31 protein-coding genes are annotated in these 26,412 nt (G+C 60.0%); 10 read left to right on the top strand and 21 right to left on the bottom strand.

From position 1 onward, the window contains the following. The first annotated feature begins 58 nt into the window (after positions 1–58). The 5 genes from AC2FMY_RS10205 to AC2FMY_RS10185 all read left to right on the top strand — a co-directional run bounded on the left by AC2FMY_RS10205 (position 59) and on the right by AC2FMY_RS10185 (position 3,920). Positions 59–982: a hypothetical protein gene (locus AC2FMY_RS10205; RefSeq protein WP_496807348.1), complete on the top strand. Its 924-nt coding sequence runs from the start codon at positions 59–61 to the stop codon at positions 980–982. After that, positions 969–1,718: a 5-oxoprolinase subunit B family protein gene (locus AC2FMY_RS10200; RefSeq protein WP_496807347.1), complete on the top strand. Its 750-nt coding sequence runs from the start codon at positions 969–971 to the stop codon at positions 1,716–1,718. Before AC2FMY_RS10205 ends, AC2FMY_RS10200 begins: the two co-directional genes overlap by 14 nt. Beyond that, positions 1,715–2,713 carry a 5-oxoprolinase subunit C family protein gene (locus AC2FMY_RS10195; protein ID WP_496807346.1) on the top strand — a complete coding sequence of 333 codons (999 nt, stop codon included), beginning with the start codon at positions 1,715–1,717 and terminating at the stop codon, positions 2,711–2,713. The genes AC2FMY_RS10200 and AC2FMY_RS10195 overlap by 4 nt, the downstream gene beginning before the upstream one ends. Before the next feature lie 11 nt (positions 2,714–2,724). Further along, positions 2,725–3,486 (top strand): LamB/YcsF family protein, encoded by a 762-nt coding sequence (locus AC2FMY_RS10190; RefSeq protein WP_496807345.1) that lies wholly within the window; start codon positions 2,725–2,727, stop codon positions 3,484–3,486. 119 nt (positions 3,487–3,605) lie between these two features. Beyond that, positions 3,606–3,920 carry a hypothetical protein gene (locus AC2FMY_RS10185; RefSeq protein WP_496807344.1) on the top strand — a complete coding sequence of 105 codons (315 nt, stop codon included), beginning with the start codon at positions 3,606–3,608 and terminating at the stop codon, positions 3,918–3,920. A 105-nt stretch (positions 3,921–4,025) separates the two neighbouring features. Here the strand turns inward: AC2FMY_RS10185 and AC2FMY_RS10180 are convergent, their stop codons facing one another. Together AC2FMY_RS10180 and AC2FMY_RS10175 are read right to left on the bottom strand one after the other, a co-directional pair. Beyond that, complete coding sequence (locus tag AC2FMY_RS10180) at positions 4,026–5,426, bottom strand: D-alanyl-D-alanine carboxypeptidase family protein (protein WP_496807343.1); 1,401 nt, start codon at positions 5,424–5,426, stop codon at positions 4,026–4,028. Positions 5,427–5,712: 286 nt separating this feature from the next. Beyond that, positions 5,713–6,414: an HAD family hydrolase gene (locus tag AC2FMY_RS10175; protein ID WP_480749384.1), complete on the bottom strand. Its 702-nt coding sequence runs from the start codon at positions 6,412–6,414 to the stop codon at positions 5,713–5,715. 91 nt (positions 6,415–6,505) lie between these two features. On the opposite strand from AC2FMY_RS10175, the gene clpS reads away from it, so the two are divergent. The 4 genes from clpS to hemF all read left to right on the top strand — a co-directional run bounded on the left by clpS (position 6,506) and on the right by hemF (position 9,626). Next, positions 6,506–6,847 carry an ATP-dependent Clp protease adapter ClpS gene (clpS, locus tag AC2FMY_RS10170; RefSeq protein WP_480749385.1) on the top strand — a complete coding sequence of 114 codons (342 nt, stop codon included), beginning with the start codon at positions 6,506–6,508 and terminating at the stop codon, positions 6,845–6,847. Positions 6,848–6,932: 85 nt separating this feature from the next. Then, a complete protein-coding gene (locus tag AC2FMY_RS10165) occupies positions 6,933–7,898 on the top strand; it encodes a class I SAM-dependent methyltransferase (protein ID WP_496807342.1) in 966 nt (321 codons plus the stop codon). Between the two features lie 37 nt (positions 7,899–7,935). Continuing rightward, positions 7,936–8,736: an SDR family NAD(P)-dependent oxidoreductase gene (locus AC2FMY_RS10160; RefSeq protein ID WP_496807341.1), complete on the top strand. Its 801-nt coding sequence runs from the start codon at positions 7,936–7,938 to the stop codon at positions 8,734–8,736. 5 nt (positions 8,737–8,741) lie between these two features. Then, a complete protein-coding gene (hemF, locus tag AC2FMY_RS10155) occupies positions 8,742–9,626 on the top strand; it encodes an oxygen-dependent coproporphyrinogen oxidase (RefSeq protein ID WP_496748421.1) in 885 nt (294 codons plus the stop codon). A 3-nt stretch (positions 9,627–9,629) separates the two neighbouring features. On the opposite strand, the gene AC2FMY_RS10150 is transcribed toward hemF, so the two are convergent. From AC2FMY_RS10150 to AC2FMY_RS10075, 16 genes are all read right to left on the bottom strand, one after another. Further along, on the bottom strand, positions 9,630–10,043 hold the full coding sequence (locus tag AC2FMY_RS10150; RefSeq protein WP_480749389.1) for a hypothetical protein: 414 nt from the start codon (positions 10,041–10,043) through the stop codon (positions 9,630–9,632). A 103-nt stretch (positions 10,044–10,146) separates the two neighbouring features. Beyond that, entirely contained in the window at positions 10,147–11,250 is a 1,104-nt protein-coding gene (gene modC, locus AC2FMY_RS10145) for a molybdenum ABC transporter ATP-binding protein (RefSeq protein WP_496807340.1), read from the bottom strand. Further along, positions 11,247–11,939: a molybdate ABC transporter permease subunit gene (gene modB / locus AC2FMY_RS10140; RefSeq protein WP_480749391.1), complete on the bottom strand. Its 693-nt coding sequence runs from the start codon at positions 11,937–11,939 to the stop codon at positions 11,247–11,249. Before modB ends, modC begins: the two co-directional genes overlap by 4 nt. 4 nt (positions 11,940–11,943) lie before the next feature. Beyond that, entirely contained in the window at positions 11,944–12,723 is a 780-nt protein-coding gene (gene modA / locus AC2FMY_RS10135; protein ID WP_496807339.1) for a molybdate ABC transporter substrate-binding protein, read from the bottom strand. Positions 12,724–12,783: 60 nt separating this feature from the next. After that, positions 12,784–13,155 carry a winged helix-turn-helix domain-containing protein gene (locus tag AC2FMY_RS10130; protein ID WP_480749393.1) on the bottom strand — a complete coding sequence of 124 codons (372 nt, stop codon included), beginning with the start codon at positions 13,153–13,155 and terminating at the stop codon, positions 12,784–12,786. Positions 13,156–13,292: 137 nt separating this feature from the next. Then, on the bottom strand, positions 13,293–14,396 hold the full coding sequence (locus tag AC2FMY_RS10125) for an alpha-hydroxy acid oxidase (protein WP_496744239.1): 1,104 nt from the start codon (positions 14,394–14,396) through the stop codon (positions 13,293–13,295). Continuing rightward, the gene (comE, locus tag AC2FMY_RS10120) at positions 14,396–14,950 is read right to left on the bottom strand and encodes a sulfopyruvate decarboxylase subunit beta (RefSeq protein WP_480749395.1); all 555 of its coding nucleotides are present in this window, start codon (positions 14,948–14,950) and stop codon (positions 14,396–14,398) included. Before comE ends, AC2FMY_RS10125 begins: the two co-directional genes overlap by 1 nt. Further along, complete coding sequence (comD, locus tag AC2FMY_RS10115) at positions 14,947–15,453, bottom strand: sulfopyruvate decarboxylase subunit alpha (protein WP_496807338.1); 507 nt, start codon at positions 15,451–15,453, stop codon at positions 14,947–14,949. Before comD ends, comE begins: the two co-directional genes overlap by 4 nt. A gap of 49 nt (positions 15,454–15,502) precedes the next feature. After that, positions 15,503–15,913 carry a universal stress protein gene (locus AC2FMY_RS10110; RefSeq protein ID WP_496744237.1) on the bottom strand — a complete coding sequence of 137 codons (411 nt, stop codon included), beginning with the start codon at positions 15,911–15,913 and terminating at the stop codon, positions 15,503–15,505. A 23-nt stretch (positions 15,914–15,936) separates the two neighbouring features. Beyond that, complete coding sequence (locus AC2FMY_RS10105) at positions 15,937–16,917, bottom strand: alcohol dehydrogenase catalytic domain-containing protein (protein WP_496807337.1); 981 nt, start codon at positions 16,915–16,917, stop codon at positions 15,937–15,939. Beyond that, positions 16,914–17,675, bottom strand: a complete 762-nt coding sequence (locus AC2FMY_RS10100) for an SDR family NAD(P)-dependent oxidoreductase (protein WP_480749399.1) — start codon at positions 17,673–17,675, stop codon at positions 16,914–16,916. Before AC2FMY_RS10100 ends, AC2FMY_RS10105 begins: the two co-directional genes overlap by 4 nt. Beyond that, positions 17,668–18,975, bottom strand: a complete 1,308-nt coding sequence (gene hisD, locus AC2FMY_RS10095) for a histidinol dehydrogenase (protein WP_480749400.1) — start codon at positions 18,973–18,975, stop codon at positions 17,668–17,670. The genes AC2FMY_RS10100 and hisD overlap by 8 nt, the downstream gene beginning before the upstream one ends. Positions 18,976–18,987: 12 nt before the next feature. Further along, positions 18,988–20,316 carry a TRAP transporter large permease gene (locus AC2FMY_RS10090; protein ID WP_480749401.1) on the bottom strand — a complete coding sequence of 443 codons (1,329 nt, stop codon included), beginning with the start codon at positions 20,314–20,316 and terminating at the stop codon, positions 18,988–18,990. Positions 20,317–20,327: 11 nt separating this feature from the next. Then, positions 20,328–20,840 carry a TRAP transporter small permease gene (locus AC2FMY_RS10085; protein ID WP_480749402.1) on the bottom strand — a complete coding sequence of 171 codons (513 nt, stop codon included), beginning with the start codon at positions 20,838–20,840 and terminating at the stop codon, positions 20,328–20,330. A 110-nt stretch (positions 20,841–20,950) separates the two neighbouring features. Next, a complete protein-coding gene (locus AC2FMY_RS10080; RefSeq protein WP_496744231.1) occupies positions 20,951–22,096 on the bottom strand; it encodes a TRAP transporter substrate-binding protein in 1,146 nt (381 codons plus the stop codon). A 34-nt stretch (positions 22,097–22,130) separates the two neighbouring features. Continuing rightward, the gene (locus AC2FMY_RS10075; protein WP_480749404.1) at positions 22,131–22,316 is read right to left on the bottom strand and encodes a hypothetical protein; all 186 of its coding nucleotides are present in this window, start codon (positions 22,314–22,316) and stop codon (positions 22,131–22,133) included. Between the two features lie 135 nt (positions 22,317–22,451). Here AC2FMY_RS10075 and AC2FMY_RS10070 point away from each other — a divergent pair, with 135 nt between their 5' ends. Next, positions 22,452–23,471, top strand: a complete 1,020-nt coding sequence (locus AC2FMY_RS10070; RefSeq protein WP_496744229.1) for a LacI family DNA-binding transcriptional regulator — start codon at positions 22,452–22,454, stop codon at positions 23,469–23,471. Here the strand turns inward: AC2FMY_RS10070 and AC2FMY_RS10065 are convergent. The 3 genes from AC2FMY_RS10065 to AC2FMY_RS10055 all read right to left on the bottom strand — a co-directional run bounded on the left by AC2FMY_RS10065 (position 23,426) and on the right by AC2FMY_RS10055 (position 26,379). Continuing rightward, complete coding sequence (locus tag AC2FMY_RS10065; protein ID WP_496807336.1) at positions 23,426–23,728, bottom strand: trimethylamine methyltransferase family protein; 303 nt, start codon at positions 23,726–23,728, stop codon at positions 23,426–23,428. The genes AC2FMY_RS10070 and AC2FMY_RS10065 overlap by 46 nt on opposite strands. A gap of 204 nt (positions 23,729–23,932) precedes the next feature. After that, the gene (locus AC2FMY_RS10060) at positions 23,933–24,922 is read right to left on the bottom strand and encodes a C45 family autoproteolytic acyltransferase/hydrolase (protein ID WP_480749407.1); all 990 of its coding nucleotides are present in this window, start codon (positions 24,920–24,922) and stop codon (positions 23,933–23,935) included. 5 nt (positions 24,923–24,927) lie between these two features. Next, entirely contained in the window at positions 24,928–26,379 is a 1,452-nt protein-coding gene (locus AC2FMY_RS10055) for a biotin carboxylase (protein WP_496744228.1), read from the bottom strand. Between the last annotated feature and the right edge of the window lie 33 nt (positions 26,380–26,412).

The following is a 26,412-nucleotide window of genomic DNA, read 5'->3' as shown; positions in this document are numbered from 1 at the left end:
CATGGAGTGGGCCGTCTGGCCCACTCCAGACTTTTCCAAGCCCCAAGTCCCAGCTCCCATGATTCATTCCGCACTTTCATTCGTTGCCCGTCACGGCAAGTTGGCCCTGATTTGCGGCCTGGTTGCGGGGATCGCCTTGCCGGGCCTTGCAGGCACCCTGCGGGCGTGGATCCCCGAGATGGTGGCGCTGCTTTTGTTTCTGACGGCGTTTCGCATCGGTCCACGCGACACTGTGGAAAGCCTGCATGCAATGGCCAGGACCTCGGCAACGGCGCTGGTTCTGCAATTGGTCATGCCGCTGGTTTTTCTCGCTGTGCTGGCGATTTTCGACCTGCCGTTGTCGCCGCTTGCGCTGGCTGTTGCCCTGATGCTGGCGGCCCCGTCGGTCACCGCGTCTGCGAATCTGACGATCCTGCTCAACCATGATCCCTCCCCGGCCCTACGTCTGTTGATCCTCGGTACTGCCATCCTGCCGCTGACCTGTATTCCGGTTTTTACACTGCTGCCCCAGTTTGGAGCGCTGGCGTCGGTGCTGCAGGCCGCAGGTCGTCTGTTGGCGGTCATTCTGGCGGCGGCTGCATTTGGCTTTGCATTGCGCCACTGGGGTTTTTCCGGGATGACTGACCGGGGGCGTCAGGTGACGGATGGAATTACCGTTGTCACGCTGGCGGTGATCGTGATCGGCCTCATGTCGGCGGTTCGGCCAACATTCGAACAGAACCCCGCCGAATTGGGCTTTTGGCTGGCCGCCGCTTTCGGCGCCAATTTCGGTGTGCAGATAGTGGCCTTTACCGTTCTACGCCTGCTTGGTCGCCCCGATGCGGTTCCAACGGCGATCATCGCGGGAAACCGGAACTTTGCCCTGTTCTTTGTAGCCCTGCCTCCGGAAACCACCGATCCGCTGCTGATCTTTCTTGGATGCTATCAATTCCCCATGTATTTGACGCCGACCCTGTTGCGGAGGCTTTATGACCCACGCTGATCCTTTCCCCGTGATCCGGAACGTCGGACTGGACGGCATGCTTGTCACCTTTGCCGACACCATGACCGAGCCGTCGAACCGCGCGGCGCTCGCCTTTCGCGGCGCGGTGGAAGACGCCGGCTGGGAGGGGGTGATCGAAACCTCAACCTCGCTGGCCTCGACCTATGTTCGGTTCGATTTCTCGCGGCTGCCCCATACCGAGATGGAACGGTGTCTGCGCGATCTGCTGGCCTCGCGCGACTGGTACGCCGCGCCCCTGCCTGCCGGACGCAAGTTGTGGCGGGTGCCCACCGTTTATGGCACGGAACTGGCCCCGCAACTGGACGAAGCCGCCGCCGCGGCCGGGTTGCCCGTTACAGAGGCCATTCGCCGCCTCAGCCAGACACGCGTGCGCGTCCTGACCATCGGATTTGCACCGGGCCAGCCCTATCTTGGCCCGCTGGGGCCCGAGTTTAACATCCCCCGCTTAAAGGAACTGACCCCGATGGTTCCCGAAGGGGCGCTGGTTCTGGCCATTTCGCAGTTCGTATTGTTTTCGGGGCCGACCCCGACAGGGTGGCGGCATATCGGGCAAACCGCGTTTCGGTGTTTCCGGCCCGAAATTGAGCAGAGCTTTGCCCTCAATCCCGGCGACGAGATGGTGTTTGAATCGATTCCCCGCGACGAGCTGGAACACATCTGCGCGCATAACGAGGATGGTACAGGCGGCTCAACGGCAGAGGAGATCCCAGCATGAGCCTGATCGTCCGCCGTATCGGCCCTGCTTGCACGGTTCAGGATCAGGGGCGCGAGGGGTTCCTTGATCAGGGCTTGTCGCGCTCGGGCGCCGCGGACCTGCTGGCCCTGCACGAAGGGGCCGCACTTTTGGGTCAACCGGCTGCGCTGGCCGCACTGGAGATGGCGGGGATGGGCGGAGAGTTCGAGGCGTTGGAGGACATCCGCATCGCCCTGACCGGCGCGCCGATGCAGGCCAGCATCGACGACAGTCCGGCGATGTGGAATGCCTCGCACCTGCTGGCCAAGGGGCAGCGGTTAACTTTGGGGGCTGTACTCAAGGGTGGTTATGGTTACCTGCATTTGGGCGGCGGCATCGCAACTGAACCGTTCCTGGGATCACGCGCCACACATCTGACTGCCAAAATCGGCAGGGCTGTTGAAACCGGGGACACATTGCCCGGTGGGCCTGACGCGGGTATCACGGGTATGAAACTGGTGCCCGCCGAGCGGTTTTCGGGCGGTGCGCTGCGCATCGTGCCCAGCTTTCAGACCGCGCTTTTCGATCCGGAGACTTTGGCCCGGTTCGAACAGACCGAATTCCGGCGCGGCCCGCGCGCCAACAGGATGGGTATGCAACTGGACAGTGACGGCGAGGGGTTCGCGGCGCAGGGGCAGCTCAACATTCTGTCCGAAGTCATCACCCCGGGTGATATCCAGATGACCGGATCGGGAAACCCTTTCATCCTGCTCCCTGAATGCCAGACCACCGGCGGTTATCCCCGCATCGCCACGGTCGTGCCCTGCGACCTGCCTCGCGCGGCTCAGACACCGGCAGGTGGCAAGATCAGGTTCCAGTTCGTGACACTGGACGAGGCGACGGCCCTTCAAACCGCTTTTGTCAAGGATCTGGCGGGGCTGTCCCGACGGGTCGAACCACTGGTCCGCGACCCGCATGACATTGCCGACCTTCTGTCCTACCAATTGATCAGCGGAGTTGTTTCCGCGACCGACTGAGGAGACTGCCGATGAACCGCGTCGATCTGAACGCCGATATGGGAGAAAGCTTTGGCCCTTGGAAAATGGGCGATGACGACAGCCTTTTGAAAATCATCACCTCGGCCAATATCGCCTGCGGGTTTCACGCGGGCGACCCGGACGTGATGGCAATGACCATGCGGCTTGCTGCGGACAACGATGTGGGGATCGGCGCCCATCCCGGCTTTCCCGATCTGCAGGGGTTCGGGAGGCGCAACATGAAGGTGCCGCACAGCTCGCTGCGCAATCTGGTTCGCTATCAGTTGGGCGCGGCACAAGGTATGGCAAGAGCCGTTGGCACCAGCGTCAGACACCTGAAACTGCACGGGGCGCTGGCCAATATGTGTTCAGCCGATCAGGACATGGCGCGCGCCTGTTATGAGGGCGCACTGGATGTGAACCCGGACATCATCATCATGGTTTTGGCGGCAACCCAGCAGGAAGCAGCCGTGCGCGAACTGGGCTGCAATTGGGTAGGCGAAATCTTTGCCGACCGGGCCTATAACGACGACGGCACACTGGTGGATCGTTCCCTTCCCGGAGCCGTCATTCACGACCCCGAGATCGCCGGGCCACGCATTCTGAACATGGTGCGCGAAGGGGCGATCATCACCGAAAACGGCAAGCGGCTGGAAGCCTCGATCGACACGATCTGCCTGCACGGCGACGGGCCGACAGCGGTTCAGATCGCCAAATCTGTACGTTCCAGTCTGATTGACGGTGGCATCCAAGTAAGCAAGTTCGAGCGTTAGATAGTCGGGCGGTTGACCAAAACGCGCAACCCTTTGGCGTCTGTTCACAAGCGCGGGCCCAGGCCGCGCTCCATCTATCCGGTGCAGCCGAACAGGCCGCCTGACCCCGGAGGAACTCAATGAACGTCAAAGTCACGCTCGACCAGCCAACCGCGAAATTCCAACCCGGCAAGACCGTGTTGATCTGCCAAGCGCGCCACCTGCGCAGAAAACTGGCCTTGGTGAAATTGTCGCCATCGGATGCCGAACGTCTGGCCGAAGGTGATACCATTACCCTCATGATCGATCCCACGGACAACGAGGCCTTGGCAACTGAAATGCGCGACCTGACGTCGTGCTGGCGCATCGTGATGATCGAAACCCGTCCTGAGGGACCATTCGCTTATTGCATGCCGCAAGGCCCGTCATTCGGGCGGCCAATGTTATTGATCTGACAATCGGGAGTTAAGAAACGCGGCCCGTTTTCGCTGCGCAATCCAATAAAAAGCGGCTGCGGTTGAGAGCGCAGCCGTCCAGTACCCGTGAGTGAGCGCCAGACCTTAGGATGGTCCGATCATGAAACAGGTGACATTGCGGGCTTTGAGGCGACGGCAGGCCAGATCAGCCTGTTCGCGTGTCATGCCCTGGAAAGTGGCATCATACCCGCGCGACCCTTGATTGACTTTGCGCAGGGTACCGTCGAGCGTGGTCATTTCCGCCAACGCCGTTCTCAGCAGGATTTTCTCTGCCTCGTACCGGCTGGGATAGCGCCCGACATTGATACCCCACAGATGGCCGCCGGACGTGGACAGGCGAGTGACAATTTCTTGTTCGGGCTCCGGCTCGGGGACCGGTGACGCGGATGCCAGCACCAGTTCTTTTGGGCGTCCCACGGGCCGGGTATCGGTAACCTCGGCGACGGTTTGTGCAGCCGTCGATCCGACTTCGGCAATCGCAGCCTCGATACTTTCCTGGATCAAAGTGCCGTTCTCGGCCGCATTTTCAGCGATGGCGCTGACAAGCAGCACTGGCTGGGCACCGGACCGCGAAAGCGGGCGAAGGCTCTTTTCGGGGGCGCCAACCAGCCGGATCGTCTTGGTCACGCCGTCGCTGATACCGGTGTTCCCGGCATAGACCGGACGTGCGGGTTTGCGGATCGGCGCGCGCGAAGGCGCCTTGCGGAATCCCAGATCCAGAAGCTCTGCCACTTTGGCATTGCGCGAGGCGCTGGAATTGCCGCCAAAAACCGTGGCGATGATGCGCTCATCCCCGCGTTTGGCCGAAGCCACAAGATTGAAACCTGCCGCGCGGGTGTATCCGGTCTTGATCCCGTCCGCGCCCTTGTAGGCTGCCAGCAGTTTCCGGTTGGTGTTGGGGACGGTCTTGATCCCCGCATTCGTGGATTGGCGCGAGAACAGGTTGTAATACTGTGGATAGTCATACAGCAGGTGCCGCCCCAGGGTTGTCATGTCGCGGGCACTGGACAGGTGCCCTGCCTCGGTCAAACCATGTGCGTTCTTGAAGGTCGTACGCGTCATTCCCATCGACTTGGCGGTGCGCGTCATGCGGCGGGCAAAAGCGGACTCGGACCCGCTGAGCGTGACACCGATCGCCGTCGCGGCGTCATTGGCCGATTTCACCGCAGCCGCGCGGATAAGATAACGAAACGCAATCTTCTGTCCGGTCCGCAATCCAAGCTTCGACGGCGGTTCTGCCGCCGCCTCGGACGGAACAGTCACCATGGTATCCAGGGTAATCTCGCCGTTCCGCACCGCTTCGAACGCGATGTAGAGCGTCATCATTTTTGTCAGAGAGGCAGGATGCAGTCGGGCATCGGCGTTTTTGGAATGCAGGACTTCGCCCGTTCGGGCATCAATGACCATTGCCGCGTAAGGCGCCGCCACCGCGTGAAGCGGCAGCATCAATAGCAGCCACAAAAATGCTAGAAGATATAGCCCCATACGGGCCGGACTTGTCCGCCGAACCTGCACGATCTTTGCCTCTGTCTGCCTCGCGCCGCCGGATTTTCCGGTCAGCAAAATTCATTTTTATTGCCTCAAGCGTAACACAGGGTTTTGTTGATTGAAACCGAAAGCGCCATATTTGCATGATCAATTCCTTGAAACCACCAACCTGCATATAGTGGCGGGACTTACAAAAGCGCCCCATATCTGGTGTATCTTCGACCTATCGACGATAATCGCCCCTTAAAATTTGAAAGATGAGGCGCTTTTGCAACAAGCGCAACTAGTCCAGAGAACGCACCAGATCCGCCAAATCGCCCAGATCAGAAATCTCGCGAAACCGGTTGTGATCGTCGGGTGCGTCGGCTTGTTCCACCTCCCACACCAACCCGTGCGGTACAAATACCCCCCATCCCCCGGCTTCGATCGCAGGCAGAACATCCGACCGCATGGAGTTGCCCACCATCATCGATTGCGCCGCGCCATCGCCATGACGGGCAAAAATACCGTGATAGATGTCAGGCGTTTTTTCCGAAACGATCTCGACAAAGTTGAACAACTCCCCCAATCCCGACTGCGCCAGCTTGCGTTCCTGATCAATCAGGTCGCCCTTGGTGATCAGCACGACCTTGTGCGTTTCCGCAACGGCCTCGACTGCCTCGCGCGCATGAGGCAACAACTCGATGGGGTGCGCCAGCATCTCCTGCCCCGCTTCGATCAACTGGCGGATCACCGAGGCAGGTACACGGTCTTGCGTCACCTCGATGGCGGTTTCGATCATCGACAGGGTAAAGCCTTTGATTCCGTAGCCATAGTGCCTGATGTTGCGTCGTTCCGCGGCCAACAGCCGTTCCATCAGGTGATCTTTCTCGGCGTGATCAGCCAGCAGTTCAGCGAAATGCGACTGGGTCAGCTGAAAGAACCGTTCGTTGTGCCACAATGTGTCGTCGGCATCGAACCCGACAGTCGTGAGCATTTGTCCCATGCCAATTTGCCTGCTTTCTCTTTTCCAAAGCTGCGCTAAGGTTATATAAGCTCCCAATTGAATCGAAGGCTGAATCGGAATTTCGAAAGTAATGGTGATCGAACCCCTGTTGATGTCGGACAAATCGGACGAGGATGGAAGCACCTCGATCCTTGTGCAGACGCGCCCAAAAACCAAGCGTCCGCCGCTCTACAAGGTTCTGCTGCTGAATGACGATTACACGCCGATGGAATTCGTGGTGCATGTGCTGGAACGCTTCTTTGGTATGAGCCATGCGCAGGCGTTCGAGATCATGCTTACCGTCCACAAGAAAGGCGTGGCCGTTGTCGGGGTGTTCAGCCACGAGATTGCGGAAACCAAGGTCGGGCAAGTGATGGATTTCGCCCGACGCCACCAGCACCCGCTTCAATGCACGATGGAAAAAGAGGATTGAACCGGTTGACTGGCCGTGACTGCGCCTGCCTCTGTCAATTGCGAAAGCGCAATCCATCCCTCTGACACACGACTTGGAATCCTGAATGTCGCCACGCGTTTCACTTGCCCTCGACGCCGGACTGACCCTGTCCGAAAACGTATCAGCCCTGTTGCCCACGCCTGAACATGATCTGTCAGACCTGCCCGGCCAGGCCGAAGTGGTGCAGCCGTTCAAGCCGTTCCACGATCATTTCGCGGCACTGGGGTTTCATGCAGTACCCGCTTCGGACACTCCCTGTACCGATGCGATCCTGTTTCTGCCGCGCGCCAAGGCGCAGGCCAGGGCGATGGTGCAACAGGCGTGCACAAGGGCCTCGGGAACCGTTGTCATCGACGGCGGCAAGACCGATGGCGTGGACGGCCTGTACAAGGAAATTCGCAAGAGGGTCGATGTTCGGGGGCCGATCTCCAAGGCGCATGGCAAGATTTTCTGGTTCAAATCCGATGCAGACGCATTTTCCGACTGGGCCGCGCCGGAACACCAGCAGGCCGACGGGTTCTTGACCGCGCCCGGCGTCTTTTCCGCCGATGGCATTGATCCCGCGTCCGAGTTGCTTTTGGCCGCCCTGCCCGCAAAACTGGGTCGCCATGTCGCGGACTTTGGGGCGGGTTGGGGGTACCTGTCGGCGCAGATTCTTAAGGACGAGCGTATCGAAAAGCTCGATCTGGTCGAGGCCGATCACCTCGCGCTGAGCTGCGCACGGGACAACGTGCCGGATGCCCGTGCCCGATTTCATTGGGCCGACGCCGTCACATGGAAATCCGCCGAGCCGCTGGATGCGGTCGTCATGAACCCGCCGTTTCACACCTCCCGGGCCGCCGACCCGTTGCTGGGCAAGGGATTCATTCAGTCCGCCGCCCGCAACCTGGGCAAGTCGGGGCACCTGTGGATGGTCGCCAACCGCCACCTGCCGTATGAGGCCACGCTTGGCGATTCCTTCGCATCCGTGGAAGAAGCGTCGGGAGACAACCGTTTCAAAGTGCTTCACGCCTCTCGCCCTCGCCGGTGATCCCGGTTAACGTGCGCCGCAACTCAGGAGGAACCGGATGTCCTTTTCCATCGCAGGCAAAACCGCAATCGTCACCGGGGGCGCAAATGGCATCGGCCTTGCCATAGGCAGACACTTTGCCGAGGCCGGGGCAAATGTCATGTTCGCGGACATGGACGAGGCCGGATTGGCCAACGAATTGGGAGAGCAGGGCGAAGACAGCAATATCAGGTATTTCGCCGGAGATCTGCGCGAGAAACTGACCATCGCCAATCTGCTGTCGGCGACCATCGACGCCTTTGATCAGGTGGACATCCTGGTCAACGGAGCGCGGCAGGTTCTGCCGTCCGATCCCCTGGACCCCGAGGATGACACGGTGCGCGAGTTGCTGAATCAGAATCTCATGCCGGCGATGCGGCTCACCCAGATGGTCGCAAACCGGATGATCAAGCAGACCGAAAAGGACAATGAAAGCCCGGCCGGATCGATCATCAACCTGTCTTCGGTCGCTGCGCGCAGGACACATCCCAACCTTCTGGCTTACTCGGTTTCTACCGCCGCCCTCGATCAGCTGACCCGCTCACTGGCGGTCTCTCTCGCCCCCAAGCGCATCCGCGTGAACGCCATCGCAATCGGCTCGGTGATGAGTGCGTCGCTGCGAACTACCTTGAAGGACAACCGCGAATTCCGTCTGGATATCGAACGGCATACCCCTCTGGCCCGCATTGCGGCGCCGACCGAGTTAACCGAAGCCGCGCAATTTCTGGCCTCGGAAGCCTCCGGCTTCATGACCGGCCAGATCCTGACCGTTGATGGCGGGCGCACCCTTCTCGATTCCGTTGCGGCCCCGGCTCATTGATACCGATGTTCGATACAGAAAAATCCACCGCCTCCGCCTGGTTCCGTCAACTGCGCGACGAAATCGTCGCCGCCTTTGAACAACTGGAAGACAATCATGACTCCGGCCCGTTTTCGGACGCTGTCCCGGGTCGCTTCGAAGTCACGGAAACCAAACGCCACTCAGACGACGGAACGGATGCCGGCGGCGGGCTGATGTCGGTCATGCGCGGTGGGCGCGTGTTTGAGAAAGTGGGTGTCAACGTCTCGACGGTGTATGGCACCTTGGGCGAACGCGCGCAAAGCGCCATGGCCGCACGCAAGGGCATTCCGGGGATGAAGGACGATCCGCGCTTCTGGGCCTCGGGTGTCAGCCTTGTCGCGCATATGCAGAACCCGCAGGTTCCGGCGGTGCATATGAACACCCGCATGTTCTGGACACCGCATGCCTGGTGGTTCGGCGGCGGGTCCGACCTGAACCCCTGCATCGAGTATGACGAAGATACCGCACATTTCCACGGCACCCAGAAATCCTTCCTCGACCCGCATGGCGTGGGCCACTATCCACGCCTCAAGGACTGGGCGGACGAGTACTTCTATATCCCGCACCGCAAGCGCGCGCGGGGTGTCGGCGGTATCTTCATGGATGATTATTGCACCGACGACTGGCAGGCCGATTTCGCCCTGACACAGGATATCGGCCGGGCTTTTCTACCTGCCTTCGTGCCTCTGGTGGAGAAGCGCAGGGTGCAGGGTTTCACCGACGCAGACAAGAACATCCAACTGATTCACCGCGGGCTTTATGCGGAATACAACCTGGTTTACGACCGCGGCACCAAGTTCGGGCTGGAAACCGGCCATGATCCCGATGCTGTACTGATGAGCTTGCCACCGCTGGCAAAATGGGTCTGAGCGTTACCGCAGCCACAAATCGTCGGTAAGGTTGTCGTAGCAATATCCCTGCGCCATCGATGCGGACAGGTTGTCGCCCACGCGCTTGACGGTCAGGGAATAGCCCGGCGTTGTATCCGCGCCCTCCGGGGCCTGCAGCGAGAACTGAACGCCTTTCTTGCCCGGCTGCGACACCGACGGCCCGACCGCATTCCACAAATAGATGCGCTCGTTGCCCTTCAGCCTGAGTACCCGGATGCCGTAATCACCCGCACCGCACCAGTAATCCCTTGGGGCCGAGCCGAAGTAATTGACGACTTCGAACACGCCATTGCCGATCGGCGTGACCTCGGATCGGTTCCAGGCGCGGAATGCCAACGCCATTCCCGGGGCTACAATCAGGGCGGTCAGAACGCCCACCTTAACCAACTGTTTCATCCGTATCTCCAGTTTCAATACCCGTGATCCATAAAAAGCATAGCGCATTGTTTCGCGTCGCCCACATCGAAACACGCAAGTTTCAAGTCTCGACACCGCGACTTCAATCTGCACCTTTCAGGATACGCCCGCCCACATCTTCCGGGGCAATCGCCACAGTTTTGATGATTGCATGGCATTCGCTCCCCACTCCTAGCCCAAGGGCCACCACGGATCGCCGTGTGACACGGGCAAGCACTGTCCCGGCATCGGTCGCGACCGAAACGATTGCCCCCGGCCCCTCTCCCGCGCGGATACCCGTGACCGTGCCGGGCAGGACATTGAGCGCCGACAATCCCTCTGGCTTGTGGTTGGCCAGGATCACCTCTTGCGCCGCAATCCGAACTCGCAGGCTTTCGCCGATCCTGTGCGGGATGCGCGGCAGAAACAGGCGGTTCTCACCAGCCTGCAGCTCGGTCAACCCGTCATCATGATGTGTCACGACATTGGCTTGCAGGATTGCCCCGACGGCGCGAATACCCGCAGGCGCGACCGCCGGGTCGGACAGGACTTCGGATGCGGGGCCATGCCGGGCGACACGCCCGTCTTGCAACGCGACCACCGAAGTCGCCAGACGCGCCACTTCGGCGGCAGAGTGGGTGACATACAGAATCGGGATTGAAACCTCGTCCCTGAGCCGTTCGAAATAGGGCAGGATTTCCGCCTTGCGCGCGTCGTCCAGCGCCGCCAACGGCTCATCCGCCAGGATCAGCCGGGGGCCGGCCAACAGGGCACGCCCGATGGCAACGCGCTGCTTCTCGCCCCCGGACAGGTCCGTTGGCCTGCGATCCAGCAGGTGGCCGACACCAAGCATCCCGACCACCTTGTCCTCGCTTTCAAATCGGGTTCCGCGCGGGGCAAACCAGCGACCGTAGGCCAGGTTCTGGCGCACGGTGAGATGCGGAAACAGTCGGCCTTCCTGAAATATATAGCCAAGCCTGCGCCGGTGTGGCGACAGCCACCGCTTCTGTTGCGTGTCAAACAGAACCCAGTCACCCACCGCAACCCGACCCATCTCGGGCCTCAACAACCCGGCCACCGCGTTGACAACCGTGGTCTTGCCCGACCCCGACCGCCCGAACAGAACCGTGACGCCGGGCGGCGCATCAAAGGAAACGTCCAGTTCCATCTCGGGTAACTGGTGCCGGATATGCACCGACAACGTCATGTTCCGGCCACCCGCGCCGCCGCACGCCTGCCGACATATTCCGACAACAGCAAGGCGCCCATCGCGATCCCGATGGAAACCAGCACAAGCCGCGTTGCCGCAGGCTCGCCACCTGGCACCTGCAGAAAGGCGTAAACAGCCGATGGCAACGTCTGGGTCTGGCCGGGGATGTTCGACACAAAGGTGATGGTTGCGCCAAATTCCCCCATCGCCTTGGCAAAGGCCAGTATCGCCCCCGCAATGATACCCGGAAAGATCATCGGCAGCGTCACCGTGGCGAACACCATAAACCGGTTGGCGCCCAGCGTTGCCCCGGCCTGTTCCAGCTTGGGGTCGACCGCCTCGATCGACAGACGGATGGCGCGCACCATCAGCGGAAAGGCCATGATCCCCGCCGCCAGCGCCGCCCCGGTCCAGCGAAAGGCAAAGACGATACCGATCTGTTGCAAGGCGCTGCCCAGCGGCCCTTGGGTGCCGAACGTCAACAACAGCAGATACCCCGTGACCACCGGCGGCAGGATCAGCGGCAGGTGAACCAGACCGTTGACGATGTGCCGCCCGGGAAACCGCCACCGGGCAAGAGCATAGGCCACGAATATTCCCAACGGCAAAGCCACCGCTGTCGCCCAAAGCGACACTTTGAGCGACAGTATCAGCGCAGTCCATTCCTGTGGACCCAGCCAACCCATATTCCTATCCCTCCAGCAGGGCGAACCCCTGCGCGACAAAGATGCGGCGAGCTTCGTCCCGCCGCAGATAAGCAAGGAACCTTCGGGCAGCGTCCGAGCCTTTTGCAGTCACCGCAGCCGGATAGACGATTTGTGAATGTGAAGCGGCAGGAAAGTGGCCCAGAACCTGAACCCGATCGTCCGCTGCGGCGTCAGTCGCATAGACCACGCCCAAAGGCGCTGCGCCCACCGCCACCAGCGCCAACGCGGCCCGAACATTGTCGGATTGCGCTATACGGTCTGCGACGCCGTCCCACAAACCAAGATACTGCAGCGCCGCCTTGCCATAGACACCTGCGGGCACCGCGTCCACCAGAGCCATTGCAAGGTGGCCGCCCGCCAACTGATCGCCCAAAGGATAGTCCGGTCCGATCTCGACGGGCGATTCGCCGGTCGGCGGCCCGATCAGAACAAGACTGTTGCCCAACAGATCCACCCGGGTTTCCGGGTCGATGAACCCTTCCACCTCTAATAAGTCCATCCAGTCGACATTGGCCGAAAGAAAGACCTGTGCCGGGGCGCCAAGCTGTATCTGGCGCGCCAGAACCGAGGACCCTGCAAAAGAGAGGGTAACCGTATGTCCACTTTGCGCCGAATACTCTGCCGCGATGTCATCCAAAGCTGACTTGAGACTGGCCGCTGCAAAAACCAGAACCTCCTCGCCGCGCGCTGGGATGGCCAGCGAAGCGCATATTCCAAGCGCCGCGATCCAGGTTCGGCAAACGCGAGAGAAAGTCGTGTTCATAGGTCAAAAACTCGTTATGTTTCTTCGGGAATATCGGAGCTTCATCTGCATGGGCAACCCCTATTTTTCCACCTCCCGTTCGCGCAGCATCTCGCACAGCTTTTCGATATGTGGATGCGCGGCCTGCCGCGCATCGTGTTCGAGCGCGCGATAGGCAGCCAGGACCTTACGCCCCGTCTGCGTCAGCTCGGCCCCGCCACGATTGGCCCCACCGCGCGTGCTTAGCACGACAGGTTCGGCAAACATCGCATTCATAGTCTCAACCAGTTGCCAGGCCCGCTTGTAGCTCATACTCATTTCGCGCCCCGCCGCCGCAATGGACCCGGTGCACGCGATATGTTCCAGCAATTCCGCCTTGCCAGGTCCGATCATCTCGTCCGGGCTGAACACGACGCGCAATCGGAAGCGGGGATCGGGAAAGCGGTTTGTCATAGCGCGATTGTGCTTGGACAGGGTGCAGAGTTCAACGGTACATCTGACTATGAACCCGGTGGCGGTCAATCATATGCGCAATGGTTGCCGACACGCCTGCTGATCCACGCTGTCGCGGTTTTCCGAATACCGCAACGTCACGCAATACAGCTTTGATCGACTTCAGTGATCGCGCATCGGCCGATTTGCGCCAATGTCTGGTGAAGCTCAGCCTGAAGCACAGCTGCAAACTGCTTGAGGCCAGCTTCGCCGCTGGCCGCGATTGCAAAAAGCAGGGGCCGCCCGAAGAAAACGAAATCCGCGCCCGAAGCATAGGCTTTGACAATGTCTTCTCCCGACCGCAGGCCGCTATCGAAGAACAGCGGGAACTCCGACCCGATGGCCTCGCGAATTTCGCGCAACGCGTCAAGTGCACCCGGCGCGCTTTCCATCTGTCGGCCGCCGTGGTTGGAAACCTGTACCGCATCGACGCCTTCGCTCCGCAATCGCAAGGCATCTTCGGGGTCCATCACACCCTTGACCACCAGATTGCCCTGCCATTCCTGGCGCAACCGCCTCAGATAGTCCCAATCGGCCGCCGCACGGCTGGCGTCCCGGTCAAAAGTCCCGAAAGGTCCGCCAAAATTCGCCAGTTCCGGACGGCCCTTGAAAAGGGTGCTCAGCGACCAGCGCGGATGCAGCGCAAAATCGATGAATTGGCGCGGACCCAGACGGAAGGGCATCTTGAACCCATTGCGCAGATCCTTGGGCCGCCGCCCCACCTCAGGCACGTCCACGGTCAGAACCAGCGTCTGGTAACCCGCAGCGCGCGCACGAGGGATCAGACGCCAGGAATCTTCGCCATAGTACAATTGCAGCCAGGCCTGCCCTTGCGCCTGTTCCTGGATCTGTTCGAGGCTGGTCGAGGCCAGCGTTGAAACCACATGCGGTATGCGCAGTCGCGCAGCCAACCGGGCCAGCATCAGATCCGCCCCATGCCCAGCCAGATTGCACATGCCCATTGGACTGATCCCGAAGGCTTGCCCGCACTCCTTATCTAGGACCACGTAATTCAGACTTCGTCGCTGCACGTTGCGAAGCACTCGCGGGCGTAACTGAACCCGGTCCAGCGCCGCGCGATTGCGCCGCGCGCCCTGCTCTTGGCCTGCGGCACCGTCGATATAGTCGAACACCATCCAAGGCAGCCGTCGGCGTGCCAACCGGCGCGCGTCTTCGGCGCAATGGATGGCGTTTGTCGCCATCAGGCCTGAACGGCCTTCATGAAACGGTCGCGGATGACCACCGGGTCCATGGTGATGACAGGCATCTTGGCGTTGCCACTTTCGCATTTGCACACGATGACGGTCTTGCGCCCGGCATCCAGAGCCTGCTGCAACACTGCTCCGGTCTCTTCTGCGCGGCACTCGATCACGGTCTCGCACCCCGCCTCGCGGGCCATTCCCGCCAGCGAGGTCCGCTGCCCGGCATAGGTCGGCTGATCCCCGGTCGAGCCATAGGACCCGTTGTCGATGATCAGCAGGATATAGTTGTCGGCCTGATGGTTACCGATGGTGGGCAACGTGCCCAGATTGGTCAGAACCGATCCGTCACCGTCGATCACGATCACCGGCTTGGGCTGCGCCAGTGCCAGCCCGAACCCGATCGACGAGGCCAGACCCATCGTGCCAAGCATGTAGAAATTGGTCGGCTGGTCGTCGATGGCGTGCAACTCCTGGCTGGGGATGCCGATATTGCAGATCACCAGATGGTCACGAATGATCGGGGCGATTTCCCGCAGAATTTCAGAACGGATCATTGGTCGCCATAGCCTCCCCAGAAATTGGCGTCGGTCAGGACCGCCACCGGCTTGTTGCACATGAAGGTGTATTTCAGGATGTTGTCCAGTTCCCCAACATCCCGCTGATTGTGGAAATGGTAGGCGGGGATGTTAAGTTGCGCCAGAAGCGCCTTGGTATGCACGGCCATCTCGACCTGACAGGCCACCGGCTCGCGCAACTCGCCGCGATAGGAGATCAGCATCGGCAGGGGCATCCGATAGTACTGGATCAGCGTGGCCAGCGTGTTGATGGTTACGCCAATCGCGGTGTTCTGCATGATGATGGCCGGACGCTTGCCGCCCATCCAGGCACCGGCACACAACCCCATACCCTCGTCTTCCTTGTTCGAGGGGATGTGTAGGATATCATCGCGCCGATCGATTTCGGCAATGACCCCGGCCAGTTGCTTGCACGGCACCGTGGTGACGAACGAAATGTCGTTCGCGACCAGAGTATCGGTGATCTGTTTGTCTATGTTCATATCCGAGTTCTAGATCCTGAATGATGCGCCCTGGGCGCGATTGACGGGTTTAGGATTGGCGGTGCACATGCACGGCACAGGGTGCATGCCGAACGACGCGCGATGCGGTCGAGCCCAGAAAATAGTCGCTGAGCCCCGGTTTGTGCGAGCCTACGATGATACAGTCGATCTCGTTTTCGGTGGCATAATCGATGATGGCACGAGCCGAATGCCCCCTGACGATAACGGGATGAACGCCGTCAAGGCCCTCGACCTTGTCCTCAAGCAGGTTGCGCGCATGGCGAAACGCCTCTTCGACCACGGATTTGTCCAGATAGCTGCTGACGGAACCCTGCGGCGCTTCATAGACATGCAATGCAATGATCTCACCACTTCCGCCGGAAAGGGCCTGGGCCACTTCCAGCGTGTGCTGCGAGATGCCGTGATCCAGCGCCATCGGGACAAGAACTTTTTTGTACATGGTTGCCTCCATTGTTGCCGGGTCTACGCCCACGGTGTCAGGACGATCTTTGGTGCGGCGACCGTACCGGCACGCAAATCGCGAAACGCTTGCGCCCCATCTGACAACGCCCGTTCTTCAAACCAGTCGAGTTGCCCAAGGCGCCCATCAAAGATCGCCTGCACGGTCTGGCGAAAATCCTCGCTCGTATAGGTATAAGTGCCGATGAAGGTTATTTCCTGCAAGGTCATTCGGCGCACATCCAGCCCGCCCGTGTCCTCGCCCAGCCCGACATGCACGATCACCCCTCCCGGCGCAACGCGGGCTGACGCGCTGTCTCGGGTCGCCGCATATCCGACAGCGTCTAGGACAAGCGGAAACGAACCGATCACACTGTCTACCAGTTTCAGTGACCGAAGCTGTTCCAGAAACCCTCGCCTGTGCGCATTCGGTTCGACAATGGTCACGTCATCAACCCCGATCGCCTTGAGCGCCAATGCCGCCGCAACGCCAATGGCCCCGCCACCAATCACCAGCGCACGCCTGTCCATCGCAGGATGCAGGGCCTCAACCCCCAACCTGACCGCATGCCAACTCACTGCGAGCGGCTCGGCCAGCGCGGCCCGGGATAACGGCACGTCATCCGGCACCTTGATCAGATTGGCCTCCGGCATGGTGACATATTGCGCAAACGCCCCCTCACGCGGGGGCATCGAGATGATTTGACGGTCCGGGCACAGATTTTCGCGACCAGACACGCAGGCAAGGCAACGGCCACAGACCACAAGCGGATTGATCGTCACGCGCGTCCCGTCCATGGTCCCGCCGACGACAACTCCCGCCGCCTCGTGCCCCAATATCAGCGGCGCCGGACGCCGGGCATCGTGACCGAGATACGCATGCATGTCCGAGCCACAGATGCCGACGGCCTCGACCCGGATCAGGTGCTCGCCCAGGACGGGAACGGCATCGGGCACTTCCTCATAAGCCAGCCGTTCTACACCCTCGTAAACCAGCGCTTTCATTTTGCCGTGAACCCCCCGTCGACCATCAAAACCTGCCCCGTGACATAGTCAGACGCCCTTGAGCACAAAAACAGGATTGGACCGTCGATATCCTCCAACCGCCCATTGCGCCGGATGCAGGTTTGCGCGGCATTGCGGGCAGCCCGTTCGGGATCGTCGAATACGGCTTGCGTCAGTTCCGTCGGAAAGAACCCCGGCCCGATTGCGTTGGCGGTGATGCCGAAAGGCGACCATGCCTCGGCCATGGCCCGTGTCAGCTGGCCGATCCCGGCTTTGGTCGCGCCATAGGCGATGCCGCCCGGAAAGGCCCTCGTGGTCTGCAACGACGCGAAGTTCACGATGCGGCCCCAGCCGCGTTCCTTCATTACAGGCACCATCGCCCGGCTCAGAAAGAACGGCGCGCTGAGGTTCAGTGCAAGGGTCGCATCCCAACCTTCGTCCGTGACCTCATCGGCGGCTTCGCGCGAATTCAACCCGGCCGCGTGGACAATGATGTCCGGCGCGCCGAACGGGGCGGATATCCGTTCGACCAGCGCGTCTGTCGCGGCCCGGTCGGCCACATCCCCGACCATTGTGGCGACGCTGTCGCCAACCTCGTCACGCAGCTGCGCCAAGGCCCCGGCGCGTCGAGCGACGCCGATTACCCGAGCCCCGGCGGCGGCCAGAACAATCACCGCCCTCCGCCCCAGACCCGAGCTTGCGCCGGTGACGCAGGCAACCCGTCCCGTCAGGTCAAAAAGCGCGCGCGGATCATCCATCGGCGGTCAGATCGAACTGTTCGTCGGGAAAATACTTGGCAAGTCGCACATCGGCAGCCCGTGCATGCCCCTCCATCCCCTCCAGGCGGGAGATGCGGGCAGTGGCCAACGCAATCGGCTTGGACCCCTCACGCGTCGCCCGCTGCCATGTCACGATCTTCATGTACTTGTGCACGCTCAGCCCACCAGTATAGCTCGCAGCGCCAGATGTGGGCAGCACATGGTTGGTGCCCGTGGCCTTGTCGCCGTAGGACACGGTGGTTTCCTCGCCCAGAAACAGCGAGCCATAGCAGGTCAGCCGGTTCAACCACCAATCCAGATCATCGGCCTGTACCGTCAGATGTTCGGGCGCATATTCGTCGGAACAGGCGGCCATTTCCTCGCGGTCCGAACAGACGATCACTTCGGCATAGTCACGCCACGCAGCAAAAGCATTGTCACGGTTCAGTTCAGGAAGATCGTCGATCAATGCCGGAACCAGTTCCATGACCTTCTGCGCCAGATCCCGGTCATCGGTCACCAACCAGACGGGAGAGTTGTATCCATGTTCGGCCTGGCTGACCAAATCGGTTGCAACGACATGCGCATCCGAGGTCGAGTCCGCCAGAATCAGACTGTCGGTCGGGCCTGCGATCATGTCGATGCCGACCTTGCCATACAGAATACGCTTGGCCTCGGCGACAAACTGATTGCCCGGCCCCACGAGGATATTGGCGCGCGGCAGGCCGAACAGGCCATAAGTCATCGCGGCGACCCCCTGAACGCCCCCCATTGCAAGGATGCTGTCGGCACCACAGATATGCGCCGCGTAAACGATTGCGGGCGCGACCCCCTCACCCGGGCGCGGAGGGGAACAGGCGGTGATATGCCGGCACCCGGCCACCTTCGCCGTCGTGACGGTCATGATCGCGCTGGCGATGTGACTGTAACGCCCGCCCGGCACATAGCAGCCCGCCGCATCCACCGGGATCGCTTTCTGACCGGCGATGAACCCCGGCACGATTTCCATCTGCACATCAGACACGGTTGCCTTTTGCGTTTCCGCAAACCGGCGTACGTTGTCATGGGCAAAGCGGATGTCCGCTTTGAGCTTTTCGGGAACCAGCGCACAGGCGGCCTCGATCTCCTTGGCGCTCATCAGGACATTGCCTTCGTATTTGTCGAACTTGGCCGCGTATTCCATGGCCTTGGCGTCCCGGCCTGCCTCGATGTCGGCAAGAATTGTCTTGACCGTGTCATGAACCTCCGACGCATGCGATTGCGCGGTCAGGGTTGCCTTTTTCAGATAGTCACGAGGCATATTCAGCAGATCCTATTGGTAGATTTCAGGAAGCAATGTAGTCGAAACCGCCGGAACATAAGCGATCAGAATGACCACGATCAGCATGGTAAGAACGAAGGGCACGGCACGGGCGGCGATCTTGAGGATCGACTCGCCGGTTATGCCCGAGACGACGAACAGGTTCAGACCCAAAGGCGGCGTGATGAACCCGACACCCAGCGCGGTAATCATCATGATGCAGAATTGAATTTCGTTCATTCCGATATTGTCCGCCAACGGTTTCAGGATGGGCGCGAGGATCACGATATTCGGCGTCGTCTCCATGACGCAACCGGCAGCAATCAGGATGCCGATCATCAGAAGGATCAAAAGATAGGGGTCATCGGTCAGCGACGTGATCGAGGCGACAAAGCCCTGCGGCACACCCATGATAGCAAGCGCTTCGGCCAATGGGGCCGAAAACGCAATGATCGGCAGGATCACCCCGTTCACCTTGGCCGAACTGACCAACATCGACGGGAAATCAGCCAGCGTCAGCGTACGCAGGATGAAACCCATGATAATGGTGACGACCACCGCGGTCGCTCCGGCCTCGGTCGGCGTCAGGCGACCCGAGAAGATGCCGTAGAAGATAATCCCCGGCACGATGAAGGCGTACCAACCTGACCTGAGAGCCTTGCCCAGATTGGCCAGCCACTCGCCCATGGTCATCAACCCGCCCCCTTCATAGGCGTATAGGCGGTTCATGATGATGTTGGTGATCAGGATAGACACCAGAATGGCAAGACCGGGAATGAGCGCGGCCAGAAACAGGGTCGATGCGGAAATCCCCAGCACAAGGCCGATGATGATATAGGCAATGGACGGCGGGATCAGAATGCCGGTACAGGCCCCTGCGGCAACCAGCGCACACGCGTAGGGGCGCGGATAGCCGCTTTCGACCAACCGGTTGATGGTCATGCGGCCCACGGCGGCTGCACCCGCCGCGTCAGAGCCCGAGATGGCGGCAAACATGCCACAGACCAGAACCGTGGCCGAGCCGAAACCACCTTTGGCGAAACAGGTCAACGCCTCGGCCACGTCCAGAAACTTGCGTGACAACCCGGTCCTGACCAGTACGTCACCGGTCAGGATGAACAGCGGAACGGCGGTCAGCGCAAACGCGTCGATGCCGGTGAACAGGCTCTCGCCAACAAGGCTGAGCGGCAAGTCACCTGACATCACCAGCATCACGATTGCCGCCGAACCAATCGCGGCCCAGACCGGTACGGCCAAGGCGATGAGGCCGACAAACATGATAACCGGCAGATAGAAATCCCAGCCCAGTTCGACGGATTGATTGAGGGAATTCCAAAGCATCGCAGGTCTCCTCAATCAAACAGCTTGTCACCTTCAAAGACGGGGGTGCCGTCTCGAAGGGATTTCACGTCGCGCATCAGGGATTGGATCAGCCGCCAGATCATCAGCGCAAAACCGGTTGGAACCGCCATCAGGAACCAGACCTTTGACACGCGCAGGCCATCGGTCACCGATCCGAACTTGGCAGACACGTGAACGGCCTCGTAAGACCAGTATAGCGCGATCACGGCGACGACGAACATCACCAGATCGCCAAATATATACAGCAACGCTTTGGGGCGCGGCCCGAGATAGTGCATGACCACGTCAATGCGGATATGCGCCCGCTCCTTGACGGCGGCAGCCGCGCCAATCCAGGCAAGATAGATGAAGGAATAGCGAACGATTTCCTCGCCCCAGATCGAAGAGAACGCGAAAATCTCGCGCCGCAGAACCTCGATGGCCATCGTGATCACCAGCATCACATAGAACACAAGCAGCAGCCAGCGTTCGGCATTTCGGTCTAAGTTCTGAAGAACGGTCATTTTCCCCTCGGCGTCAAAACGGTCACGCGCAGACATTCTGCAAGACGTTGCTGTGGGCCACGCTTTTGAAGCTCTCAGCGGACACCCGTTCGGTGCCCGCCGAATTTGTATCAGGCGTCGTGAACGTAGTATTTGCCCTGTGTACCAGCCGCTTCGACCAGCTTTTCAAAGGCATCCATCGACCCCGCCAATTCCGTCTTGAACGGATCCCAATCGGCGTTCTGATAGCCGCCGGCATCCTGCCATTCCGCCAATTGATCTGCGCTGAGCGAGTGGAACTCGACTCCGGCCTTGTTCAACTCGGACATGGCATAGGCCCGCGCCGAGGGAACCTTGGACAGGTTCTGGTGGCTGGTCATCTCCGACCCCCACATGATGCCTTCCTGCACATCGGCAGGCATCGAGTTGAACCATTCCAGGTTACAGGAATAGACCTGACTGTCCGGCACTGCCTGTGTAAAGGTCACATGGCTCAGAATGTCCTTGAAACCAAAAACATACAGCGCCCCAACGGACGGATCGAGCGCATCCGCGACACCCTGCTTGATGGCCGAAGGTGTTTCGCCCCACGCAACCGGGGTCGGGTTGGCGCCTACCATCCGGTAGTATTGTTGCAGCATCTTCGACCCCGGCACGCGGAACTTGATGCCGCTCATGTCACCCGGGGTCATGACTGCGTTACCGCCCTGACGCACCGCGACGACACGCGGGTCGATCACCACATAGAACAGTGCCTTGAACCCGGCCGCCTCGACCTTGGGGTGAACTTCGTTCTTCCATGTGTCGGAATGCACCAGATTGGTAAAGCGCTGGTTCGAACCGCACAAATAAGGCATGTTGATCAGATCGACGGTCGAGGCAAAGGGCGCGAAGTTCGACAACGAATGCTGCGCCGCCTGAATCGTGCCGCCCTGCACCTTTTGCACCAGCGCGCCGCCCGCGCCCAACTGGCCGCCGGGTGCCAGTTTGACATACACCTTGCCGTTCGTCGCGTTCTGGATATTCTCTTTGAGGTCCAGTTGCATGATCGGATAGCTGCGCGAGGCTCCCAGCACATAGGCTGTTGCCACGGTCATGACGTGATCGGCCGCATTTTCCCGCTCGCGCTCCTCTTTCGCGGTCTGCGCGGCCGCTTCGGATGACCAAAGCACCCCACCGGCACCTGCGACCAGCGCGGCGGTGAAAGCGCCGCTGGCACTAAGTTTCAGGAAATTGCGGCGCTCTGCGGATGCAAGCTCGTTTCTGTCGTTGTTCATATTATGCCCTCCCATTGGAAAATTCGGCCCCATCTCAACCGCCATTCTTGGCGTCGCGGTCGGCCTCCTTCTTCAGAATTGCGACAACGAACAGGATCGACGCCGCGAACAGAACCAACATCTCCCCTACATCCCCAAGAAATGCGCTGCCCGCAAAAGCACCCAAAGCCACGTTCGCAAAATAGATGGCAAACACGATAATGGACGCTGCAAGAAACATTTCCCGGTCTCCCTGTAGAATCGGCTCCTACCTATTTGTAAGCGCTTACATGACAAATGCAAGCGCTTACATTGTGACTTCCATCCACTCATCAAACCGTCTAGACTTTGGCAAAAGCGAATTGTGAGTTCGAGAATGACAAAACTTCGGTCCGCGCCGACCCTGGATGATGTGGCCAGGAAAGCGGGCGTTTCGACTGCGACCGTGTCGAGGTGCCTCAACGATCCGCAACGCGTCGTCGAGGCGACGCGCAAACGCGTCATGTCGGCGGTCGAGGTCTTGGGATACACACCGAATTTTGCCGCACGCGTCATGGCGGCTAAGAGGTCGTTCACGATCGGCGCGATCATTCCCACGATGGAAAACGCGATCTTTGCTAGGGGGCTGCAGGCGTTTCAGGAAGAGATTCACCAGCGCGGCTATACCCTGCTTGTTGCAAGTTCCGCCTACAAACCCGAGGTCGAGGAAGAGCAGATCAGAAATCTGGTCGCCCGTGGCGCTGATGGGCTGTTGCTCATCGGCCATGATCGCGACCCACGCATCTACGACTATCTCGACCGTCAGAAGGTCCCCGCGATGGTTGCCTGGTCCTTCATTCCGGGCAAGCGTGTTCCTTCCATCGGATTTGACAATCGCGAAGCGATGATGGCACTGGCGAACGCGGTGATCGGTCAGGGGCACACGCGCCTGGCGACGATTTCGGCCATCAGTAAAGGCAACGACCGCGCCCGGTTGAGGATCGAGGGCATCAGGGACGCCTTGACAAAAAACGGCCTGTCCCCCGACGCATTGTCGATCATCGAAACACCATACGAAATCGAAAATGGGGCCGCAGCCTTCAGCAGGTTGATGTCCCGCGCCCCACGCCCGACAGCAGTCTTGTGCGGTAACGACGTTCTTGCCGTAGGCGCGCTGCGCCAGGCCGAAAAGATGGGCCTGCGTGTGCCCGAAGATATATCGATCACCGGGTTTGACGATATCGAGTTGGCCCGGATCGTTCATCCGGGCCTTACGACATTGCATGTCCCGCATCGCGAGATGGGTCGTAGGGCAGCGATCGAGTTGATCAACATGATCGAAACCGCAGCGCCTGGCCAATCCATCCAGCTTCAAACCGAAATCGTGACCCGCGGTTCGCTGTCCCGGCCAATGTGACCCACGTGGGATTGACGGGGCCCTGCCCGGTTTGTCCCAGCCCGGGCGCGTGCCGCATCCGGCGCGCTGGGCAGTTCGGCATTCCCTTTTTCGCAACCCGCCTGAAAGTCGGGTAGCTTGCTGTTGGTCATGCCCGCGCTGTCCGTGCAAGGAATGCCATGGCGTTGCCCCATCTGCGCGCTGACGGCCATCCGCACGCCCAGTTCGGCGCGGCCACCCGAACAGCGCGGGATGACCGGGGTGCAGCAGATTGACATAAACCAGCTCGGCCAGAGCCTCGGCAGTTTGCTGCGCTGTGCCGGTCCTTCTTCAGAGTGTATCTTCTTAAGAGACAGGGTTCGCGCAACGGTTGACAGTAAAAGTTCCTGCAAGGCAATGGCAGGGTTTGACAAACAGCTTGGACGGGGTGGATCGGTCACCTTGCACCTGACCCGAAATGGAGCGTCAGCTCAAGGCGATTGTCAAGTTGCCGACTGCAAAACATCGGGATAGTCGACCCCGAGTTGACCTGTTTCAAACCGGTTCAGGTTCTTGCGCCACGTCCGGTCCGGCCAGATCAGTTCCACGGACAGATCGCAGGGGTGATAGGCGGCTGTGTAGAGGGTGCCAAATCCCCTGTTGAATGCCAGCGAATACAGCGGGGGCTTGAGGAACGACCCGATGAACTTCTCTTTCGTTTCCGGATGCAGCGTCAACCGCTGAAGCAGAAACCGCTCCCGTTCGACTGAGGCCGTCAAACGCGCGTGGCTGGACCATTCAACGCGCTCCTGATGGTTGGTGGCGACTGCCACTCTGGTAATGATGGTGGGGCGATCTGGAGCAAGGTAGGCGGTGAAGTAATTCCTGTCGCGATCCAGAACCGTCACGTTGTAGGTCATGTGACAGGGAACCCGCGTCAGAACCTCTTTTGCCTCATCGATGGTCGAGCAAACTTGCAAAAGGTATCTGAGGATGAGGGGCACGCCAAAGCCGTCGCCAACAGCACGGCGTCCGCCAAAGGTCAGCGAAACGGTGAGGCCCGCGTCGTTGATCCCGTCGAGCAGACCGAACAGCCCATCCGAAGTGCCCATCACCTGACGCCCGTTCCAGACGGTTTTGAGAAATACCCCGTCAAATGCCGACGGGTTGTAATCGTAGTTGCGGACCAAGAGCGGTTCCTTGCCCTGCCAGATCGCCTGACTGCAACCGGCCAGATAGCGTGGCGGGCAATAGAAACTCAGGAACCGCGATTCCAGATCACCGCCCCCAGCGGCAGCGCACAACCGGTCGTAGAGTCCGACGATTTCGGGCATGTGAGTTTGCAAGGCCCGGCGGCATTCCGCATAGGTGGGGCGACCGGACAGGCCTTCGCCCGCCCACCAATTGAGATAGGCCTTTCTGTATTCGGAAAAGAGCCCGGTCAGTTTCTGGCCGGGCTGTGTTTCCTCTACGGCGCGGAATGTCAGTTTCATGCGCCCTACATAATCTTAAATGCCGGATCCTCAAAGGCCTGCGCAGAGGGCAGCGGGCGGGCGGAATAGGCGTTCTTGATTCCGTCGATCCAGCGCTTCGATTTCTCGGTCAGTTTGAAGCCTTTGGTCATCGAGCGCCCCCTGGTCACAAGGATGCCGAGATCCGCGCCCTCATAGCGGTAATCGCCCACATTCGAGATACGCAGGAAGAACGCTTCATCCTCGCTTTCGACCGCGCGGCGGTGGTAATCGAACCGATTGAACACGACCTGACCGTCCGGCAGCATCTTGTAAATGCCGGATTGGGGGGCATGGGTGACAATATCCACGGTGTCCTCGGTATGCTTGATCACCATCTGTGACCAGGAATCGATCATGTCTGGATCCGCCCAGCGGGCGTTCAATTCCTCCACGCCCAGCTTGAACGGCTTTTTCGAGAACTCGAGCAGATGGAAGATAAACAGTGGCGCATCCGCATGGGCAAAGGCCGCGTGGTTGGTCATCGAAGAGGCGCCGGTGATGCGCGGGTTCAGCTCGCCCAGCCAGATGTCGCCTGTTTTCTTGTCGATCAGGAAGTCCAGTTCGAAATAGCCGCGATAGCCTTCCTTGCGCAGCTGTTCGCCGAACTTGAAGGTCAGCTCGCGCGCCTTCTCGCGGGTTTTTGGCGGGAAGGCGGTGGAGAAGATTTCGTTGCCGCACCAGCCGCCTCGATAGGGCGTCAGTTCCTTGAACCCGACAAGCTCGGTCATCAGTGGGCCGACGATGGTGCCTTCGGCGGTGCAGCACGCTTCGATCGCCGAGCCGCGGCAGTCGATCCGCTTCATGATCTTGATTTCGCCCTGGCCGACGATCTCATGCTCGTGCTTGCGAAAATCGGCCTCGGACTTGATAAAGAATGTGGTGTGGCCTGAATCCCCGAACGCGCTTTGCAGCACCAGATCGTCGCCCAGATCCGCCTTCTTGCAGATCTTCTTGAGGTGGTCGTAGCTGTCCACCCTGGACAGTGTGTTGGGCACCGAGGGGACGCCGGCCTTGTTGCCGACACGGACGGTTTCGATCTTGTTGTCCATCTTGGTGCGCAGTTTTGCCTTGGGAAACCAGACCTCGCCGCCGATTTCCTTGGCAAGTTTCTCGGTTTTCTCGTCGAACATCAGGAACACGAATTTCGGCTTGCCGCCGCGTGATTTGACGTAGTCGATGACTTCCTTGTGCTGCAGCAGGTAGTTGTTGATATCCTCGATCGACTGGAACTCGTCATGCGGCAGTTCTGACGGAACCAGCACGTTCGGGTGACGGCCGTCGAAACAGTCCATGTAACAGATGTATTTGAAATTCTTCACCCACTCATCAAGCCCAAGAAGATTGAAATTGGTTGCTGAGACAAAATAGATCGGGTCCGAATTGGTGTGAAAGTACCGGCGGATTTCCGAAATATTGTTCAGAACTTTCTTCGGCATGTGTCTTCTCCCCTTTGAAATTATTGTTTTGGG

Source organism: Ruegeria sp. YKSE079 (assembly GCF_059612845.1).
This window is presented reverse-complemented; position numbering and strand designations above follow the sequence as displayed.

Bases quoted from the DNA above. Each gene is read 5' to 3' on its own strand.
- AC2FMY_RS10205 (WP_496807348.1), top strand. From the start codon at position 59: ATGATTCATTCCGCACTTTCATTCGTTGCCCGTCACGGCAAGTTGGCC.
- AC2FMY_RS10200 (WP_496807347.1), top strand. From the start codon at position 969: ATGACCCACGCTGATCCTTTCCCCGTGATCCGGAACGTCGGACTGGAC.
- AC2FMY_RS10195 (WP_496807346.1), top strand. From the start codon at position 1,715: ATGAGCCTGATCGTCCGCCGTATCGGCCCTGCTTGCACGGTTCAGGAT.
- AC2FMY_RS10190 (WP_496807345.1), top strand. From the start codon at position 2,725: ATGAACCGCGTCGATCTGAACGCCGATATGGGAGAAAGCTTTGGCCCT.
- AC2FMY_RS10185 (WP_496807344.1), top strand. From the start codon at position 3,606: ATGAACGTCAAAGTCACGCTCGACCAGCCAACCGCGAAATTCCAACCC.
- AC2FMY_RS10180 (WP_496807343.1), bottom strand. From the start codon at position 5,426: ATGGGGCTATATCTTCTAGCATTTTTGTGGCTGCTATTGATGCTGCCG.
- AC2FMY_RS10175 (WP_480749384.1), bottom strand. From the start codon at position 6,414: ATGGGACAAATGCTCACGACTGTCGGGTTCGATGCCGACGACACATTG.
- clpS (WP_480749385.1), top strand. From the start codon at position 6,506: ATGGTGATCGAACCCCTGTTGATGTCGGACAAATCGGACGAGGATGGA.
- AC2FMY_RS10165 (WP_496807342.1), top strand. From the start codon at position 6,933: ATGTCGCCACGCGTTTCACTTGCCCTCGACGCCGGACTGACCCTGTCC.
- AC2FMY_RS10160 (WP_496807341.1), top strand. From the start codon at position 7,936: ATGTCCTTTTCCATCGCAGGCAAAACCGCAATCGTCACCGGGGGCGCA.
- hemF (WP_496748421.1), top strand. From the start codon at position 8,742: ATGTTCGATACAGAAAAATCCACCGCCTCCGCCTGGTTCCGTCAACTG.
- AC2FMY_RS10150 (WP_480749389.1), bottom strand. From the start codon at position 10,043: ATGAAACAGTTGGTTAAGGTGGGCGTTCTGACCGCCCTGATTGTAGCC.
- modC (WP_496807340.1), bottom strand. From the start codon at position 11,250: ATGACGTTGTCGGTGCATATCCGGCACCAGTTACCCGAGATGGAACTG.
- modB (WP_480749391.1), bottom strand. From the start codon at position 11,939: ATGGGTTGGCTGGGTCCACAGGAATGGACTGCGCTGATACTGTCGCTC.
- modA (WP_496807339.1), bottom strand. From the start codon at position 12,723: ATGAACACGACTTTCTCTCGCGTTTGCCGAACCTGGATCGCGGCGCTT.
- AC2FMY_RS10130 (WP_480749393.1), bottom strand. From the start codon at position 13,155: ATGACAAACCGCTTTCCCGATCCCCGCTTCCGATTGCGCGTCGTGTTC.
- AC2FMY_RS10125 (WP_496744239.1), bottom strand. From the start codon at position 14,396: ATGGCGACAAACGCCATCCATTGCGCCGAAGACGCGCGCCGGTTGGCA.
- comE (WP_480749395.1), bottom strand. From the start codon at position 14,950: ATGATCCGTTCTGAAATTCTGCGGGAAATCGCCCCGATCATTCGTGAC.
- comD (WP_496807338.1), bottom strand. From the start codon at position 15,453: ATGAACATAGACAAACAGATCACCGATACTCTGGTCGCGAACGACATT.
- AC2FMY_RS10110 (WP_496744237.1), bottom strand. From the start codon at position 15,913: ATGTACAAAAAAGTTCTTGTCCCGATGGCGCTGGATCACGGCATCTCG.
- AC2FMY_RS10105 (WP_496807337.1), bottom strand. From the start codon at position 16,917: ATGAAAGCGCTGGTTTACGAGGGTGTAGAACGGCTGGCTTATGAGGAA.
- AC2FMY_RS10100 (WP_480749399.1), bottom strand. From the start codon at position 17,675: ATGGATGATCCGCGCGCGCTTTTTGACCTGACGGGACGGGTTGCCTGC.
- hisD (WP_480749400.1), bottom strand. From the start codon at position 18,975: ATGCCTCGTGACTATCTGAAAAAGGCAACCCTGACCGCGCAATCGCAT.
- AC2FMY_RS10090 (WP_480749401.1), bottom strand. From the start codon at position 20,316: ATGCTTTGGAATTCCCTCAATCAATCCGTCGAACTGGGCTGGGATTTC.
- AC2FMY_RS10085 (WP_480749402.1), bottom strand. From the start codon at position 20,840: ATGACCGTTCTTCAGAACTTAGACCGAAATGCCGAACGCTGGCTGCTG.
- AC2FMY_RS10080 (WP_496744231.1), bottom strand. From the start codon at position 22,096: ATGAACAACGACAGAAACGAGCTTGCATCCGCAGAGCGCCGCAATTTC.
- AC2FMY_RS10075 (WP_480749404.1), bottom strand. From the start codon at position 22,316: ATGTTTCTTGCAGCGTCCATTATCGTGTTTGCCATCTATTTTGCGAAC.
- AC2FMY_RS10070 (WP_496744229.1), top strand. From the start codon at position 22,452: ATGACAAAACTTCGGTCCGCGCCGACCCTGGATGATGTGGCCAGGAAA.
- AC2FMY_RS10065 (WP_496807336.1), bottom strand. From the start codon at position 23,728: ATGTCAATCTGCTGCACCCCGGTCATCCCGCGCTGTTCGGGTGGCCGC.
- AC2FMY_RS10060 (WP_480749407.1), bottom strand. From the start codon at position 24,922: ATGAAACTGACATTCCGCGCCGTAGAGGAAACACAGCCCGGCCAGAAA.
- AC2FMY_RS10055 (WP_496744228.1), bottom strand. From the start codon at position 26,379: ATGCCGAAGAAAGTTCTGAACAATATTTCGGAAATCCGCCGGTACTTT.